The following is a 17,011-nucleotide window of genomic DNA, read 5'->3' as shown; positions in this document are numbered from 1 at the left end:
CCAGCGGGGCATTACTTTATAACTTCCTCTTTGAAGCCATAGACATTGTTCTTCTGCCAGTTCCACGCATCACGGCACATGTCATCGAGATCCTTTTCTGCTTCCCACCCAAGTTCTTTTTTCGCTTTCGTCGGATCTGCATAGCTTACCGCCACATCACCAGGACGGCGGTCCACCACACGGTAAGGGATGGTTTTACCGATAGCTTTTTCAAAAGCATTCAGAACTTGAAGAACACTGTATCCCTTTCCTGTTCAAAGGTTATAAGCTTCCACTCCCTCACTGTTCATCACTTTGTCCAGCGCTTTTAAATGGCCTTTTGCCAAATCCACAACATGGATATAATCCCTAACACCGGTTCCGTCCTCTGTCTCATAATCGTTTCCAAATACCTGAAGCTCCTTTAGCTTCCCAACGGCAACCTGGGTGATGTATGGGGTTAAGTTATTCGGTATACCGTTCGGATCCTCACCAATTCGTCCACTCTCATGAGCTCCAACAGGGTTAAAGTAACGAAGGAGGGCAAAGCTCCACTCCTTATCGGATATGTAAAGATCGCGAAGAATTTCTTCTATTAGTAGTTTCGTACGACCATACGGATTAGTAGTACTCAACGATACTCCTTCTGAGATCGGTACCTGATCCGTCAATCCATAAACCGTGGCCGATGAGCTAAATACCATGTTCTTTACACCAAACTGCTGCATTACGTCACATAAAACAATCGTTCCCGTGACATTGTTATGATAGTAGTAAAGAGGTTTAGCTACCGATTCACCAACTGCCTTCAAACCGGCAAAATGAATGACTGCGTCAATATTTTGCTCCGTAAACACGCGTTCCACTTCGCTTTTATTCAATAGATCAGCTTGTTCAATAGCGAAGGACTTGCCTGTGATATCACGGACCCGGTTCAACGATTCCACATGACTGTTGGACAGGTTATCAAGAACCACAATCTCATATCCCGCATTCAAGAGCTCCACACATGTATGGGTGCCGATGTAGCCGGCGCCTCCGGTAACTAATACGGCCATAACACTTCCTCCACGTTTTTCATCTTTTTATTTCTATCGATGACTTCCAATAGGGATTCTGCGATAACATCCACTTCATTAAAATATTGTTTATAGAACGGTACAGCTGGGAACTTCTCTCGTACATTCAGGTCCTTAAGCTGCCCCCAATCTGCCACCTGGCACAGCTTATTCTTTTCTAAAAAGCGAACCGTGTTGCGGTCTTCATTCATTTCCGAACGGTTAATAACGATCAAAGGCTTTTGGTGAAGAACGGCTTCACTCACCGTTCCCCAGCCAGCTTTTGTGATGACCATGTCACTTGCTGCTACATAATTTTGCGATTCTGTATAGTTGGCAGGAATGTGAAAAACGTTCGGGTGATGAATGGCCATATTACTGGAAACTACAAATACACAGTCTGGCTGATTCCACAGCTCCCATTCCGACATGTCCCCTAACTGAATCTTCATCCCTACCGGCACAAAGATGATTTTCTTCGTACCCGTGGGATCTAAAATTTTTCTGATTCGTTCGGTCTCGCGCTGATCACTCGGCCGGCAGTAAAAATGAAAAGACTCTCTTCCTCTTCTCCCCCACCCAGGTTCACTTTCACCAGCCAGCGAAAAGAAGTAGTCCATTTTGGCATACATGCTTTCCAACTTATCTAACAGTGCTTGTTCCAAAACACCTTCATACGCAGACCACCACGTGAAGTTAGAAATTCCCAACGTCGGAACCGATAGAGCCTCACCAATTTCAAAAGCAGCCGGTACAATATCGGAGACGATACAATCCACATCAAAGGACCGCAAAAACTGGCATTCATCACTAATCAAGCCGGAAATTGACTCGAGATGATTTTTTACATTCTGCTGAAGAGCTTCATTATCCAGCTGCAAAGATCCCGGCTTTAGAACATAGCCTACATCCGTCACTACATCATGGAATACCACACGTTCATTAAAGCTTACGAGAGAATCCTTAATAAATCCTAAAGAAAAATGATTGCACACGAGGATCCGAACGCCTTCGTCAGTGCTTAATAGTCTTCTGATTATGGCCATGCATCGGGATGCATGGCCATAACCATACTCTGAGATATAAAAACAAATGGTTTTCATTCTTTTCTCCATAAGCAAATAAGCCCACTGGCTGAACCAGTGGGCTTAGCATTAAACAATGACTTGCGCTTTCGATTGATAAAAGTGTTCCATGATTTCGTTCCAGTCCATAAATAGACGGACAAAATCATAGTCGACAATTTCTCTTCCGGTTTGAACTTCTATGAATTCCAATTCTTTATACGCACGGATGGCGTGTTTCTTTCCGGCTGAGATGTGGATGATGTCCCCGGCTTTTACACGTCGGACATGTTCATCCAGGATCAGTTCGCCTTCCCCACGGATAATCGTCCATACTTCATCACGCAGATGATGATAATGATAGGTCGAATTTTTGTCCTGGTGGATACAGATCCGCTTCGTTACCATTTCTTCGTTCGTATATTTGGCGTAATCCAGTACCTTTGACCAGCCCCACAGCCGCTCTTCATACATTGGCGGGTTGTCGAAGCCAGCGATCAAATCTTTAATTTTTGGGCTGGATGCTTTGTCTGCCACGAGTATGCCATCGGGGCTTGCAGCCACCACTACATCGGAAACACCAAGCACCGTCACCGGAATTTCCAGCTCATTGACAAGGTGGGTGTTCAGGGCATCATCAGAAATAACACCCTTCCCGATTTGGGTCGTCGCCATCTCCTCTGTTAGCGTATTCCACGTCCCAAGATCCTTCCAATACCCATCATAAGGAACAGCAACGATATGCCCCGCCTTTTCAACCACCTCATAATCAAAGCTGATTTTCGGTAAGAGTGAATATTTGCGGGAGAGCTCCCGATAGCTTAACGGCATTCCCTTTTCCTGAAGTAGATTAATGATATACCGGAGCTTAAAGGCAAACACACCGGTATTCCAAAGGGCTTGCTGGGCAATCAGCGTCTTCGCTTTTTCCTCACTCGGCTTTTCCGTAAACCTCTCGACTTTAAAATAGTCATTGGAAGTGACTATCTCATCAGGAACAATATAGCCATACTTTTCAGAAGGATACGTCGGGCGGACACCCATCAACGCCAGATCAGCATTTGATTGCTGAAGAGCGAGCTCAACATCCTTTACTTTCTCAAAAAAGCTTTCTTCCACATACGGATCGACCGGCAGCACAACAACCGTCTCATCCAGATCCGTCTCTTTTTCGGCAAATAAAAAAGCCGACGCTAATGCGATGGCTGGAAAGGTATCCCGACGTTCGGGCTCTATGACAAGAGGAACATGCTCCCCTAACTGGCTGTGAATCATTTCCGTCTGCGATTTGGATGTAGCAATCACCGTAGAATCTGCCAGGCCTACATTTTCAATCTGACTCCACACCCGCTGCACCATCGATTGCTTGGCACCAATGGCGTTTTCAAGCACCTTCAAAAACTGCTTCGAGCGCGTATCATTTGAAAGCGGCCATAACCTTTTACCAGAACCACCGGAAAGCAAAATGAGTTTCATGGTTTTCCTCCATTAAAAAAAGACTTATTGGACTCTATTTATTATTGAATGGCAGCAACTCTTGGCTTAGCCTGCACGCTTTTGCGGCCAACAGAATGATACTCGATGTTATACTTCTCAACCTCTTTAGGATCGTAGCAATTCCTGCCGTCAAAAATAACAGGAAATTTCATTGTCTCTTCGTAGATATTTAGAGGAAGCTCCTTTATTTCATTCCATTCTGTAACAATAAATGCTAAATTACTGTTTTCAAGCGCTTCATAAAGATTCTCAGTATATTGGACTTGATCACCTATAATCTTCCTGGCATTAGATACAGCAATTGGATCATAAGCGATGACCTGAGCTTCTTCCTCCAATAGCTTCTTACATATAACAATAGAAGCGGCTTCACGCATGTCATCAGTGTTGGGTTTAAAAGAAAGGCCCAGCAGGGCAACCCTCTTTCCTTTTAAACTCCGAAACCGAGCTTTAGCTTTCTCAATTAATAAACGCTGCTGGTTGTTATTCACCTTGATTACAGATTCCAATAGTTCAAACTGGTGGTCGATATTTGAAGCAATCTGAGTGAGGGCTTTCGTATCTTTTGGAAAGCAAGAGCCGCCGTATCCAATCCCCGCATTCAAAAACATGGAGCCGATACGCTTGTCCAAACCCATTCCATAAGCAACACTCTCGATATCTGCCCCTAGTTTCTCGCAAATTTTTCCTATTTCATTAATAAAACTGATTTTTGTTGCAAGAAAGGCATTTGAAGCATACTTGATCATTTCAGCACTTTGGACATCTGTAACGTAAACCGGAATCCCAAATGGTTCATTGATCTTCTTGATGACTTGAGCTGCCTCTTCACTGTCTGCACCTACAACAATTCGGTCACCGTTAAACGTGTCATAAACGGAAGAACCTTCCCTAAGAAACTCAGGATTGGATACCACTTCTACCTTTACATTCCGTGCTAAGTGTTGATTGATGAGGTCTTTTATATAATGGTTCGTTCCAACAGGTACCGTGCTTTTGGTAACAACAATAACATCCTCTTTAATATTATGGGCTATGTCTTTCGCCACTTGTTCAATAAAGGATAAATCAGCCGAACCATCTGATTTTTCTGGAGTGCCTACTGCAATGTAGATGACCTTGGAACCTTCAAAGCCTTCCTGGTGGTTGGTACTAAAAAAGAGCCGTCCTTGATTAATGTTTTCTACCATTAATTCTTCAAGGCCCGGCTCATAGATCGGTGACTTTCCACTATTCATTTGGCTTACTTTTTCTTCGTCGATATCAATACACGTTACAGTATGGCCAATGTGTGATAATGCTACTCCGGTAACGAGGCCAACGTAGCCGGTGCCCACAACGGAAATCCTCATAGATTAACTTCCTCTCCTGGATTTCATATTTAACTTTCTAATACTTCATTTATTACTTCTCTATACTTATTGATGGAGATTTCTCTTTTTAAATGTTGATCTAAGTATTCTCTACCATTATGCCCGATCTCGGTTAACGTCTCTTTGTTCAACTTATATAAATATTTGATGGCTTGAATAATGCCATCATAATCTTGCGGCTCAACAACCAACCCGCTATCACTTTTCTCGATCAGCATTTGAGCTTCACTACCTTGTTCCAGTACTCCTAAAATGGGCTTGCCTGCGGCCATAACGCCATAAATCTTACTTGGTACAGATACACCTTTTATACCTTTTTGGTTCACAACAAGATGAACATCCGCAGCATTTAAAGAGTATTTAATGAAATCTTTTGGCTGATAAGGTAAAAAGTGAACATTGTTGACTGCTTCTTTTTCTATAAAAGACTGCATTGTACTCTTCACAGCACCATCACCAATAAATACAAAAGCTAGATCGTTATTGTCCTTAAAACTCTTCGTAACTTTTATGATGTTTTCTAAATCGTAGTAGAGGCCAACATTGCCGGAGTACATAATAATAAATTTATCTTCTAAATTATTTTCTTTTAGAAACTGTTGGATAGTAGAATTGCTCTTATCTAATGGAACAATCTCATCCTCATTGGTCCAGTTATTAATGACCTCGTGACTTGGTACATCTTTATTCAAAAACCTGTTTTTCAGTGTCTCACTCATATCATTTCCAACGACAATTACCTTATCAGCATACCGGCAGTTCAGCTTATCTACCTTCTTAGCTAGTTTAAAAATAGATTGTTTGTTTGTATAACTAATAGCAGCAGCCTGTTCGGGGTTAAAATCCTGTATGTTGTAAACATGCTTTGAACGTTTAAACCATTTTCCAATTGTGCCGATTAAACCGCCTAAAACAGGTGGCTGTGAAATGGTATAGATAAGATTAACATTGCGTTCTTTCAACAAAGCAATTTGTGCTAAAACAAAATATGAGAATATGTATCTCACCCGACTCCATTTCGACCGCTTGTCTACTTCTGGCAACTGAATACGGATGATTTTCATATTCTCCATTTTTTCTATTTCAAACTTTTTATTTGTTTCCACTTTTTCTCCAGCATATCCTGGCTGTGCAGCGATAACAGTAATATTAAAATCGTGCTGTAGACTTTGACAAAGTTCTGTCATCAACTGACCTGTGGATGCTAAGTCAGGATAAAAGTAATTAATAACAAATGAGATTTTTTTCTTTTTCATTTTCTTTCTTCATCCTCAAATCTTTAATTTAACTTTTCGCTATATCAAAGAATTTACCCCAACCTTCTTCCTCAACTTCATTAAATAAGCCAATATTACCTTCTACTCCTAATGACTTAATTATTTCAGTCATCCAATCAATCGAATTGTGGGTTGGAACATATGAAACGTAATTGTAATTACATAACATTTCATGAGCGAATTCTTCATCGGAGCAAATAATATACTTTTTTAATTGAGCTGATTCTAATAATGGTAGTCCTACCGTTTCGATATAGCTAGGAAATAAAATTGCTTGCGAATTTAAATAATATTGAAGGACTTCTTCTTTTTCTAAATGGCCTACAAACGAAATTTGGTCATTTACTTCTAATTTAATCGCTTCTTTATAAACCCAGCTACTCTCATCTAAAGTAAATATAATTTTTATCTCTCTATATAATTCTTTATCTGATATTTTTAATTGCCTCATTGCTTTTAAAATTATTAAATGGTTTTTATAAACATAATCTGCTGCAGGATAAAAGAACAAACGGTAATCTATATCACTTTTTTCTACTTTAATATCTGTTATAGTTAATTTCGAATTAGGTTTCACAACAAATATTCTATCGGGATTAACCTTCATTTTTTTTGTGACAATATTTTTGAACCAATTTGCTTGGACAATAATTTTACAATTATCATTTAAAAATATTTTTATAAAAAAAGGATAAATATTTTTATAAAACCATAGGATTCTTTCTTTGTTATTGAATAAACGCCACTTATAAGAAAGAAACGGAACAGTTGTGTGAATGTAAACAATTTGTTTAATAGTAGGATAATTGACTGGTGTATTCTGTAATGAAATAATTTTATCAGGTTTTATTTTATGTTTAGTACTCCATTTTTTTATCCCGAAAGTATCCCATAAAAATCTGTTCACCCACTTTTTTGCATTTACTTTAATAATTTTCCTGGTTTCACATTTATAATGGTCGAATTTATTATTACTAACAAAAATGTAATATATATTCTTTTGATCGTAGAGTTTTACTGATTGTATGAATTGATCGGTAATTGTAAATGCTCCTCCTACATCTGCTGATGTAGCATTAACAAAAATATTCATCACTTACCTCATTATTAGCTTGTAATATTTTTTTGCATATTTAAATAACCCAACTTTTTTAAAAAGTATACTTATATAATTTATGAATCTTAAATTATATATCTTAGAAAAGGCATCAAGAACTCTATAATCTACTTTTACATGTTCAAATTTTATTTTCTCCTTATGACTTAAATGAGTTTCAAACCTATTACTTATTGATCCGTGAGTAGATTCTCCTTTAGTTCCTATATTTTTCACAAGGGCTTCCGTTGGATATACAGTAAAAGATTGATTTTTAAACTGATTATAACACCATCTAATTGCCCAAGAATTTATATGACCATTTACCTGATCATTCAACATTTGAACCATATCATTACCTGGTATATTAAATAATTTTTTTTCGAGTTTACTATGTTTAAAATCTTTAAAATCCGAAATATTCCAATCAATATTCTCCCAACGATTTTTCCATGTAGCCCATCCCCAAGAACAAGCTCGAGGTGTTAAATAGATATCTGAAGTGTAATCTTGAGGTAATTTAATGTTGGGTGTATAACCCGATATAGACCAAATATTTTCAGTGTTTTTAAAGTAATCCAATGCTTCATTCATATATTTTAAAAAAAATGGAGATGTTATCAAATCATCTTCCAATACAATTATTTTTTCATGTCCATTTATAATTTTTGTGACGCCGTCAATAATAGAAGCAGCCAATCCTTTATTTCTTTTTTCCTCTTTTATATAAATATTTCGAAATCCATTAACATCTTTTATTATTTTTCTGACATTATTTACGTTCTCTTCTTGAGAACTATTTTTTGGGCCATCCGAAAAAATATATAAGTCACTAGACTTAGCAAGATCATTATTTTTTAAAGAATTTATTGTTTTAAGAGTATGGTTTGGACGATTATAAACAAATAATACAATAGGGGCTGTTACGATCATAAGTTTCACCTATCTCATTAATTTAAAAGTGATTTTTTATAACTTTTTACAAAGGATTCTACTGTTAAAAAACTTTGATAATTATACTGATTTATTTTAATTTCTTTTTTTAGTACTTCTAAATTTCTAATTGTATCTGTTATGCAATAAGATAGATCAATAACATTTTCTGCCTCAAACGTTGTACCGAGTTTGTAGTTTTTTATTGTATACCCTATTTCTCCATTATTCGGACCAATAATGGGTTTGAATCTGGTTACTCCTTCTGTTAATGGGCCACTTTGTCCAGAAAAATACTTTCTATAGGGCAATACAACTATATCTGTAAAATTAAAATACAAGGGTAATTCTTCATCTGGAATAAACTTTATATTTGTAAACACCTTATCACTCAGCTTGTATTTATTAATCATGTTCTTTATATCCTCTTTGGAAAAGTAATCCTCTTTTCCAGCAACAATTAATGTAAAATTCCCTTTAACTAAAGATAAAGATTTTAGTAATATGTCAATACCCTTATCATGCCTTAACCCACCAAAAGACAACAAGATAGGTTTTTTGATTCCTTCCAGTCTTCTATTGAATTTTTCTAATAAGATCATATCAAGTCGTTTTTCCGGATGTAGGTTTGGATATATGATTGAAATCACTTTATTTCCATTCTTATAGCCAATTAATTCAATTACTCTATCCTTTGTATAATTACCATGAACAATTATTTTTTTTAATAAACCTAACCTAACTATACTTTTTAATATAAATTGTTTACTTTTTCGCTGAGGGAGCCAATGTAAAGTAGCGGTAATCTTTATATTTAAAATCATTAATAAAGGAAGTAAAATCATGAAACAAAGAAATAAACTATCTAAATACAGCAAATGTATGTGACTGATTTTATTTTTTTTTGCCCATGTTAAGGAAGAAAAAAGCAAAAACAGCCTATCCAAATTACTATTTTCTTTGAATATTCTCTTTGGAATAGCAGTTTTATTTAAGTGAAAAGCTTTTTGTTCAACATTTTGTAACGGGCAATAGTAAAAAGGATTAATATCTCCTGATTTACCTAATCCTTTTATCACAGCTTTGTTATATAAAAAATGATGTCCTTGATTAGACGTATCAAAAAATAAAATGTTTTGCACCATCATCCTACCCTCTATTATTACCTTTTTGTACTTTTGTACCATACATTTCCCTAATCCAGTTGTTGATTTAGTGCGTAAAAAAAGACACCCAGGGTGTCTTTTTTATAAAAACAACTTAAATTTTAATTGAAAGTAACAATTACCCAGTTAGCTTATATTCCTTAAATACCCGTCACGTTCTTTTGTTATATCAGACTTTACTTTAATATCATTTTCAAAGCTAGTTAAAGAACCATAATCAGCCATAAACATTAAATATATAAATGGCGCGTCTAAAATTGGTTGAGAAATTAGAAATGTAATAAAAAATGGAATTACTCCAACTAAGTAGCTCCTTTTAAAAGCATACCCATATATAGGTAAGAAGTAAGTAACTAAAATTATTATTAATCCAATTATTCCCACTGTATACGACATAGCGAGTAGATTGATTCCTTCGTTTGCCACTTTAGATGACTCTGTATTATATAACCCTATACCAACAGGATTTTCTATTAACCGTTCTAAGCCGGTCTTTGTTGCAAAGGATCTATCTGAGATTGAAGTACTGTGTGTTACAGACTTGGATTTTAGTCCAATATAAGGTGCATAAAATAAAACAAAAATACTTAACGACACAAGTATTAAGCTCCAAAACCTTCTTTTAGTTAGAAATAATTTGATAGCAAATACCGTAAAAAAGGTAACTATCCCAGTTGTAGAAAATGTTCCTACAATTCCTAAAAACAAAAGCACTTTGTTCTTCTTATTATCTAATCTATAATTATTTAGATTAAAAAATGCCCATATTAAAAATGCTTGAAAAATGCCTGACTCTCTGAAAAAACCTAATCCTCTTGGCAACTGCAAACTTCCTACTGTCATAAAACCATATAGCTGTGTAAAAGGAAAATACACTTCCCCAGCTTGTTCATAACCTTCTACAGGAAGATTAAACAGTTTAAGTCTGTCAAAACTAATGCCAAGGAACATTCCTAATATAAATGTTAGGGTGTATGTTATTGAGAAGAAAATAAAAATTTTCATTAAATGTCTAAAAAACATGTAATTTGATTTTTGGTGACTCAATATTACAGCTGCACATGAAATAACAATTATATGGGCTATACTTGCTTTAATTACAAAGTCTAAATGGTTAGAACCAGCTACTAACGCATGAGACAAAAGATATGTCCAAAGTAATACAGAAGTTAGAATAATAATAAAGTTTTTTCTAGTAACAAAATAGCTTTTTCTATTTTTAAGACACTCCAACATGTGAATTCCAAAAGCAAATAAAACCAAAATAACTCCAAAGGTTGTATATTGCTGGCCTAAGGCGGTTGGCCTTAATAAAAAAACGCCTATTACTAGTGTAATGCTTTTAATATAAATAGACATTACTTTCCAATACCTTCCTTTCGAATCGGAAGTTTGAATAATGATCAATACACAATTAAATTTAAGTTACTAAAATGATTACCTTTTTCCTAGAGTTAGATATTTAACTAGTTTTAGTCTCTTAATATATATATATACTCTTAATGTAATCATTTCTTTAAACATTAACAAAGCAAATATATAGACCATACTTCCTATGATAATATTTAAAAATATATTCTCTTTAATACTCATTATTGTAATTAACATTATTATTCCAGAAGATAAAATCTTAAGTATATTTTTATTAAATATAATAGGTGCAATTGCAATCTGTTTTTTTATTTTGTAAGAACAAGCTATTAATAAAAATAATTCACTAAAGACATACGATATCATTGCAGCATAAATCCCGTACTTATTTAATGAAATTAATAACATTACTAATCTTAATACAGTTGCAGAAACTAATGCCTTTAAATATATTCCTTCTTGCATTTTAGGAAATATCACTTGATTTATAACAATATTAGAAATAGTTCCTGTAAGTATTAATATACAACCGATTTTAAATACAAGGATATATTCTATAAACTCTGGACCAAAATATAGATGTACAAATTGTCTCGATATAGACAATAAACCAAAAAATATTGGAATACCTAAAATAATAATAGTATTACTACTCAAAAAAATAATTTTCTCTAAGTTTTTTTTACTATTGTGATAATTTAAATTTGACACATATGGCATTAAGATTGTCCCAAATGCGGTTATTGGTGAAAGAAATACATTAAAACTTTTGATGATTTGACTATATACACCTAATTCTTTTGTTAATCCAAAACATTCTAATACTATTTTGTCCAAGTTCATATAAATTTGTATTATTACTGTTAATAAAAAAAAGGGAATTAAATTTTTCAATAAAGAAATAGTGTTTATAAAAGAAAAATAAGACCTTTTTGGAAAACCTAACTCTCTAATTAAAACTTTAAGGAAATAAACATTTGGAACTAATAAAGTAATCCCATTAATAAAAACATAAATATCTAAATCATTTGAATCCTTTACTAAAGTAATAGTTAGCATAAAACCAATTATCTTCATAAATAGATTTCGAGTAGTTATTTCCCTAAAACGCTCTTTTCCAGTAAAGTACCAGCTAAAGTCTAATACAGTAGAAGCCAATAAAAAAATAAGTTGCAAAGCAAGTATAAATCTATACTCTAAATTGAGTGCCAATAAAAGAAATAGTATTATTACTATAATTGATATAGAACATCTTAAAAAAATAAGATTATATACACTCTTTATTAATTCAAAAGGATTATCCCTAATGTTTGCGACCATTCTAGTTGCATAAATATTAGTCCCAGCAGTTGCAAATGCAATAAATATTGAAGTGACAGATGTTGTATATGCTTCTATTCCTAAATTATCCGATCCCAATACTCTAGTTATATAAGGTATGGTTAGAAAAGGTAATACCATTGTTAACAACTGATAACTTAAATTATAAAAGTAATTTTGCAATATTTTTTTCATTGCCTTAATTTTACTCCTATTAAGTCCTTTATCCGCTCTTTTATCAGCACTTTATACCAATTATCTTTTCTATATAAATTAACTATTTGAGGATAATTGGAATTCCTATATTTCTTTATATTAAAATCTAGGTTTGGATTAATATATTGCCATGGTCTTGTGCCATATTGGGATATATCTCTGAATAATTCTAAACTTGCTTTTTTGGCTAATAAGCTTAAGATTGATTGATCATGTCGATGATCAATCAAATCCCGGTTAATGTCCTTATTCCAATCGTCATTAATGTTACTATAGTCGACACAAACTGAAATATATTTTTCAAAAAACTCAATAGAACTTTTAGTTTTTTTGATTAGTATAAAGCCCGATTGAACCTGATTTGAGTATAAATATTTATTATCTAGGCAATTAAGTTTTTTAAAACATTCGTATTTTGTCCATTGGTATTCAATTAATGGTATCTCAGTTAAAAAAATGTCCTGGTGAGACTTTTCTAATTCTACTATTAAATAATCTATAGTATTTATAAACATTGAACCCGAATCACAATAAAATATAAAATCTCCAAAATCGGCAACTTCTTTTAGGGTTTTAAGTATAATAAATGGTTTCCAAATCCAATAGCCTCCACCCCTTTTATTATTACTAATAAAAGAAGAGTGCTGCTCTAAAAAGTCTTGGTCTAATTTTTCCGGGCTAAATTCAATAACTTTATCGAAACCCCCATTCTTAATTCCGGTATATGAGTTTCTTTTTTGCTCATTCTTATAATTTTCATCTGCATAGTTTATTAATATTTTCAACGTGACTTACCCCTAATTAAAAAATAGTAAAAGGCTCCAGTAAAAATTAAAGCCTTATAATTTAATCAAACATCCTCTTAACCTTATCTTCCTTATCAACCTTCTTCATATCTGCATGAACCATAATTCGAACTAACTCTTCAAAAGGGGTCTTAGTTGGATTCCAACCTAACAGCGTTTTTGATTTACTTGGATCTCCTAACAACTGATCTACCTCAGCTGGACGGAAGAACTTCAGATCAACTTCGACAATGACTTCACCTGTTGCTTTGTTGATTCCTTTCTCTTCTACACCAGATCCTACCCATTCAATTTGAATTCCAGCGTGTCTAAATGCCAAATCAGCAAACTCTCTTACTGAATGCATTTCTCCTGTTGCAATAACGAAATCTTCCGGTTTGTCGTGCTGGAGAATCAACCACATGCATTCCACGTAGTCTTTTGCATAACCCCAATCACGTAGAGAGTCTAAATTACCAAGCATTAATTTTTTTTGTTTTCCTTGAGCAATCCGGGAAGCAGCTAATGTAATTTTACGGGTAACGAATGTTTCACCGCGGCGCTCGGACTCATGGTTGAACAAAATACCGTTTACGGCGAAAATGTTATAGGACTCACGATAATTTTTTGTAATCCAGAATCCGTAAATTTTTGCTACTCCATATGGAGAACGCGGATAAAATGGAGTGGTTTCTTTTTGCGGTACTTCTTGTACTTTTCCATATAACTCAGAAGTGGAGGCCTGGTATACTCTTGTTTTTTCTGTTAGTCCTAAAATCCGTACAGCCTCAAGGATGTTTAGCGTCCCTTTTCCATCTACATCTAGTGTATATGCTGGCATGTCAAAAGAAACACGCACGTGGGATTGAGCTGCCAGGTTATATATTTCATTCGGTCGTACTTGGCTGATTAAGTTAATAATGTTGGTAGCATCCGTTACATCTCCATAATGAAGATGAAAGTTTGAATTGTTCAGTAAGGCATTGGCCTCTTCTTCGGTCAAAAGATCTTCCAGACGCTCTTGGTTATAAGAAGAACTACGGCGTATCACCCCGTGTACTTCATAACCTTTCTCTAAAAGAAATTCTGCTAAAAATGATCCGTCTTGCCCTGTTACCCCTGTGATTAATGCCTTTTTCATGTCGTTCCCCCGCTTACCGAACTGAAGTGGTTTCTTTTTCAGTTTCCAAATAGTTTAAAAATCCTTCGTACGCTTTTCGTAAACCTTCATTTAAAGAAGTGCTGGCTTTCCATCCTAAACCGTTTAGCTTTGTGACATCGACAAGCTTTCTTGGTGTTCCGTCAGGCTTGGATGTATCGAACTGCAGTTCACCTTCATAACCAACAACTTCTTTAATCTTGTAAGCCAGCTCTTTAATCTCAAGGTCTTCACCGACTCCGATGTTGACGATGTCGTTTCCTTCGTAGTTCTTCATAAGGAAGAGACACGCATCGGCCAGATCATCGGAGTATAGGAACTCTCGCTTAGGGGTTCCAGTTCCCCAGATTTCTACTGAAGGTTTGTTGTTTTCTTTAGCCTCATGAAACTTGCGGAGCAGTGCCGGCAGTACATGAGAGGTTTCAAGGTCAAAGTTATCGTTCACGCCATAAAGGTTGGTTGGCATGACTGAGATATACTTTGTGCCATATTGGAGGTTGTACGATTGGCACATTTTTATGCCGGCAATTTTGGCAATGGCATAAGGTTCATTCGTTGGCTCCAGTTCACCGGTTAGCAAATATTCTTCCTTTAAAGGCTGCGGTGCCATCTTTGGATAGATGCATGTGCTTCCCAGGAACATGAGCTTTTCCACTCCGGCCCGGTAAGCCGCATCAATGACGTTCGTCTGGATGAGCAGGTTGTCCCGGATAAAGTCTGCCGGATAGTCATTGTTGGCGACGATGCCACCGACCTTTGCAGCTGCAAGAAATACATAATCGATGTCTTCTTTTTCAAAAAAAGAATGAACTTGAAGTGGATCCCGCAAATCAAGTTCACTGCTTGTTCTGTATACTAGATTGGTATAGCCTTCATCTTCTAATTTTCGTAGAATGGCTGAACCGACCAAACCCCGATGGCCGGCAACATAAATTCTGTTGTCTTTTTTCATCGTTTTTTCACCCGCTTAGTACGCATTATCCGAACCGAATAATACGGTTATTGTTTTGAATATGATCCTTATATCAAACAGCAAGCTTCGGTTGCTGATGTATTCCAAATCCAGTTCCACCATCTCGTGGAATCCTACATGATTTCTTCCGCTCACCTGCCAAAGACCGGTGCAGCCCGGAGTAACCAGCAAACGCTGTCTGTCATGGTTTGTATATTCCTGTACTTCTCGTGGAAGCGGCGGGCGGGGACCGACCAGGCTCATATCACCCTTCAGCACGTTAATCAGCTGTGGAAGTTCATCAATGCTTGTTTTACGGATAAACTTTCCGATTCTCGTAATTCTCGGATCGTCCTTCATCTTGAACATCGCACCCGATATTTCATTGTGCTTCAACAGCTCATTCAACCGGCTTTCGGCATCCGTTACCATTGAACGGAATTTGTACATATAGAATTTCTTGCCGTTTTTTCCAACACGAATCTGTTTAAAGAACACAGGTCCTTTTGCGTCTTCCTTTTTGATCAAGATTGCAATCATAATAAATAACCATGAAAGTAATATGAGTCCAACTAATGCTCCGGCTATGTCCATGATTCGTTTTGATGCGTCATACCACTGCTGCTTTTGATAATGGAATGCATGATCTGATTTACTCATCAGGTTGTCTTCCATCAACCTGGCTTGTGAATGATCGGCCACTTTTTTCCTCCCCACCCTTCCATCTAGAATAAATATGTAAATCGGGCATCTAACCCGGCCTCACATCATGCTATCGACAACGAACGCGTCTAAGGTGCTGTAAGACACCCACAGCATAATCGAGTGCCTCCGTTGCTAAAGGTTAGGAGGCATCACCTTTTGAAAACTTCTTAGTTTACTGCTTTGTATTGCATCATCAGCCGCTCAAGTTCCTGCAGCAGGCTGTCATGAATGTCTTTATCTTTTAACGCAAACTTAAGTGTTGTTGAGATGAAGCCGAGCTTTTCTCCGACGTCGTAACGGATACCTTCAAAGTCATAGGCGAATACGCGCTGGAAGGTGTTGAGCTTTTGGATGGCATCGGTCAGCTGGATCTCGCCGCCGGAGCCTTTTTCGTGCTTGTCCAGGTAGTTGAAGATCTCAGGACTGAGCACATAGCGGCCCATGATGGCCAGGTTGGATGGTGCTTCGCCAGGTGCCGGTTTTTCCACAAAGTTCTGTACACCGTACAGTCTTCCGATCTGGGTGGTTGGATCGACGATGCCGTATCGGCTTGTCTGATCATCCGGAACCGTTTGCACTCCGATGACCGAAGAGCCTGTTTCTTCGTACTGCTCGATCAGCTGCTTTAAGCACGGCTTGTCCGACTGCACGATATCGTCCCCGAGAAGAACGGCGAACGGCTCGTCACCGATGAACTTGCGGGCGCACCAGACCGCATGTCCCAGGCCTTTTGGTTCTTTTTGGCGTATGTAATGGATGTCTGCCATCCGGGAGGATTGCTGTACTTTGTTTAGTAAATCGATTTTGCCTTTTTCAAAAAGATTTTGTTCCAGTTCGAACGCATGGTCGAAATGGTCCTCAATGGCACGCTTGCCTTTACCGGTTACGATGATGATGTCTTCGATGCCGGATGCGATCGCTTCCTCCACGATGTATTGAATGGTCGGCTTATCGACAATTGGCAGCATCTCTTTTGGCATGGCTTTGGTGGCCGGCAGGAATCGGGTCCCTAATCCCGCTGCCGGTATGATCGCTTTGCGTACTTTTTTCATCCCTATCA

At 36.6% G+C, this 17,011-nt stretch carries 14 protein-coding genes and 1 pseudogene; all 15 read right to left on the bottom strand.

All coding sequences use genetic code 11. The features are described from left to right. Window positions 1-11: 11 nt before the first annotated feature. Window positions 12-1,037, bottom strand: a pseudogene (gene galE / locus OKX00_RS02340) (UDP-glucose 4-epimerase GalE). Next, complete coding sequence (locus OKX00_RS02335; RefSeq protein WP_265409252.1) at window positions 1,025-2,140, bottom strand: glycosyltransferase; 1,116 nt, start codon at window positions 2,138-2,140, stop codon at window positions 1,025-1,027. The pseudogene galE and the gene OKX00_RS02335 overlap by 13 nt, the downstream one beginning before the upstream one ends. A gap of 51 nt (window positions 2,141-2,191) precedes the next feature. Beyond that, a complete protein-coding gene (locus OKX00_RS02330) occupies window positions 2,192-3,577 on the bottom strand; it encodes a sugar phosphate nucleotidyltransferase (RefSeq protein WP_265409251.1) in 1,386 nt (461 codons plus the stop codon). 41 nt (window positions 3,578-3,618) lie between these two features. Then, on the bottom strand, window positions 3,619-4,950 hold the full coding sequence (locus OKX00_RS02325; RefSeq protein WP_265409250.1) for a UDP-glucose dehydrogenase family protein: 1,332 nt from the start codon (window positions 4,948-4,950) through the stop codon (window positions 3,619-3,621). A 29-nt stretch (window positions 4,951-4,979) separates the two neighbouring features. After that, complete coding sequence (locus tag OKX00_RS02320; protein ID WP_265409249.1) at window positions 4,980-6,227, bottom strand: glycosyltransferase family 4 protein; 1,248 nt, start codon at window positions 6,225-6,227, stop codon at window positions 4,980-4,982. Between the two features lie 28 nt (window positions 6,228-6,255). Further along, window positions 6,256-7,341 carry a glycosyltransferase gene (locus OKX00_RS02315; protein WP_265409248.1) on the bottom strand — a complete coding sequence of 362 codons (1,086 nt, stop codon included), beginning with the start codon at window positions 7,339-7,341 and terminating at the stop codon, window positions 6,256-6,258. Window positions 7,342-7,344: 3 nt separating this feature from the next. Beyond that, complete coding sequence (locus OKX00_RS02310; protein ID WP_265409247.1) at window positions 7,345-8,277, bottom strand: glycosyltransferase family protein; 933 nt, start codon at window positions 8,275-8,277, stop codon at window positions 7,345-7,347. A gap of 17 nt (window positions 8,278-8,294) precedes the next feature. Next, complete coding sequence (locus tag OKX00_RS02305) at window positions 8,295-9,422, bottom strand: glycosyltransferase (protein ID WP_265409246.1); 1,128 nt, start codon at window positions 9,420-9,422, stop codon at window positions 8,295-8,297. 147 nt (window positions 9,423-9,569) lie between these two features. Continuing rightward, entirely contained in the window at window positions 9,570-10,802 is a 1,233-nt protein-coding gene (locus tag OKX00_RS02300; protein WP_265409245.1) for a hypothetical protein, read from the bottom strand. A gap of 78 nt (window positions 10,803-10,880) precedes the next feature. Continuing rightward, complete coding sequence (locus OKX00_RS02295; RefSeq protein WP_265409244.1) at window positions 10,881-12,329, bottom strand: oligosaccharide flippase family protein; 1,449 nt, start codon at window positions 12,327-12,329, stop codon at window positions 10,881-10,883. Further along, window positions 12,326-13,135, bottom strand: coding sequence for a hypothetical protein (locus OKX00_RS02290; protein ID WP_265409243.1), 810 nt, complete (start codon window positions 13,133-13,135; stop codon window positions 12,326-12,328). Before OKX00_RS02290 ends, OKX00_RS02295 begins: the two co-directional genes overlap by 4 nt. 61 nt (window positions 13,136-13,196) lie before the next feature. Then, a complete protein-coding gene (gene gmd / locus OKX00_RS02285) occupies window positions 13,197-14,276 on the bottom strand; it encodes a GDP-mannose 4,6-dehydratase (RefSeq protein WP_265409242.1) in 1,080 nt (359 codons plus the stop codon). A gap of 13 nt (window positions 14,277-14,289) precedes the next feature. After that, entirely contained in the window at window positions 14,290-15,246 is a 957-nt protein-coding gene (fcl, locus tag OKX00_RS02280) for a GDP-L-fucose synthase (RefSeq protein WP_265409241.1), read from the bottom strand. A 15-nt stretch (window positions 15,247-15,261) separates the two neighbouring features. Beyond that, window positions 15,262-15,906 carry a sugar transferase gene (locus OKX00_RS02275; protein ID WP_265410447.1) on the bottom strand — a complete coding sequence of 215 codons (645 nt, stop codon included), beginning with the start codon at window positions 15,904-15,906 and terminating at the stop codon, window positions 15,262-15,264. Window positions 15,907-16,118: 212 nt separating this feature from the next. After that, window positions 16,119-17,003 (bottom strand): UTP--glucose-1-phosphate uridylyltransferase GalU, encoded by an 885-nt coding sequence (gene galU, locus OKX00_RS02270; RefSeq protein ID WP_265409240.1) that lies wholly within the window; start codon window positions 17,001-17,003, stop codon window positions 16,119-16,121. Window positions 17,004-17,011 lie beyond the last annotated feature (8 nt).

The organism is Fictibacillus sp. KU28468, from assembly GCF_026153615.1.
Classification (GTDB): Bacteria; Bacillota; Bacilli; order Bacillales; family Fictibacillaceae; genus Fictibacillus_C; species Fictibacillus_C marinisediminis.
Note: the sequence above shows the minus strand (reverse complement) of the source record. Positions and strands in the feature narration are given on the sequence as shown.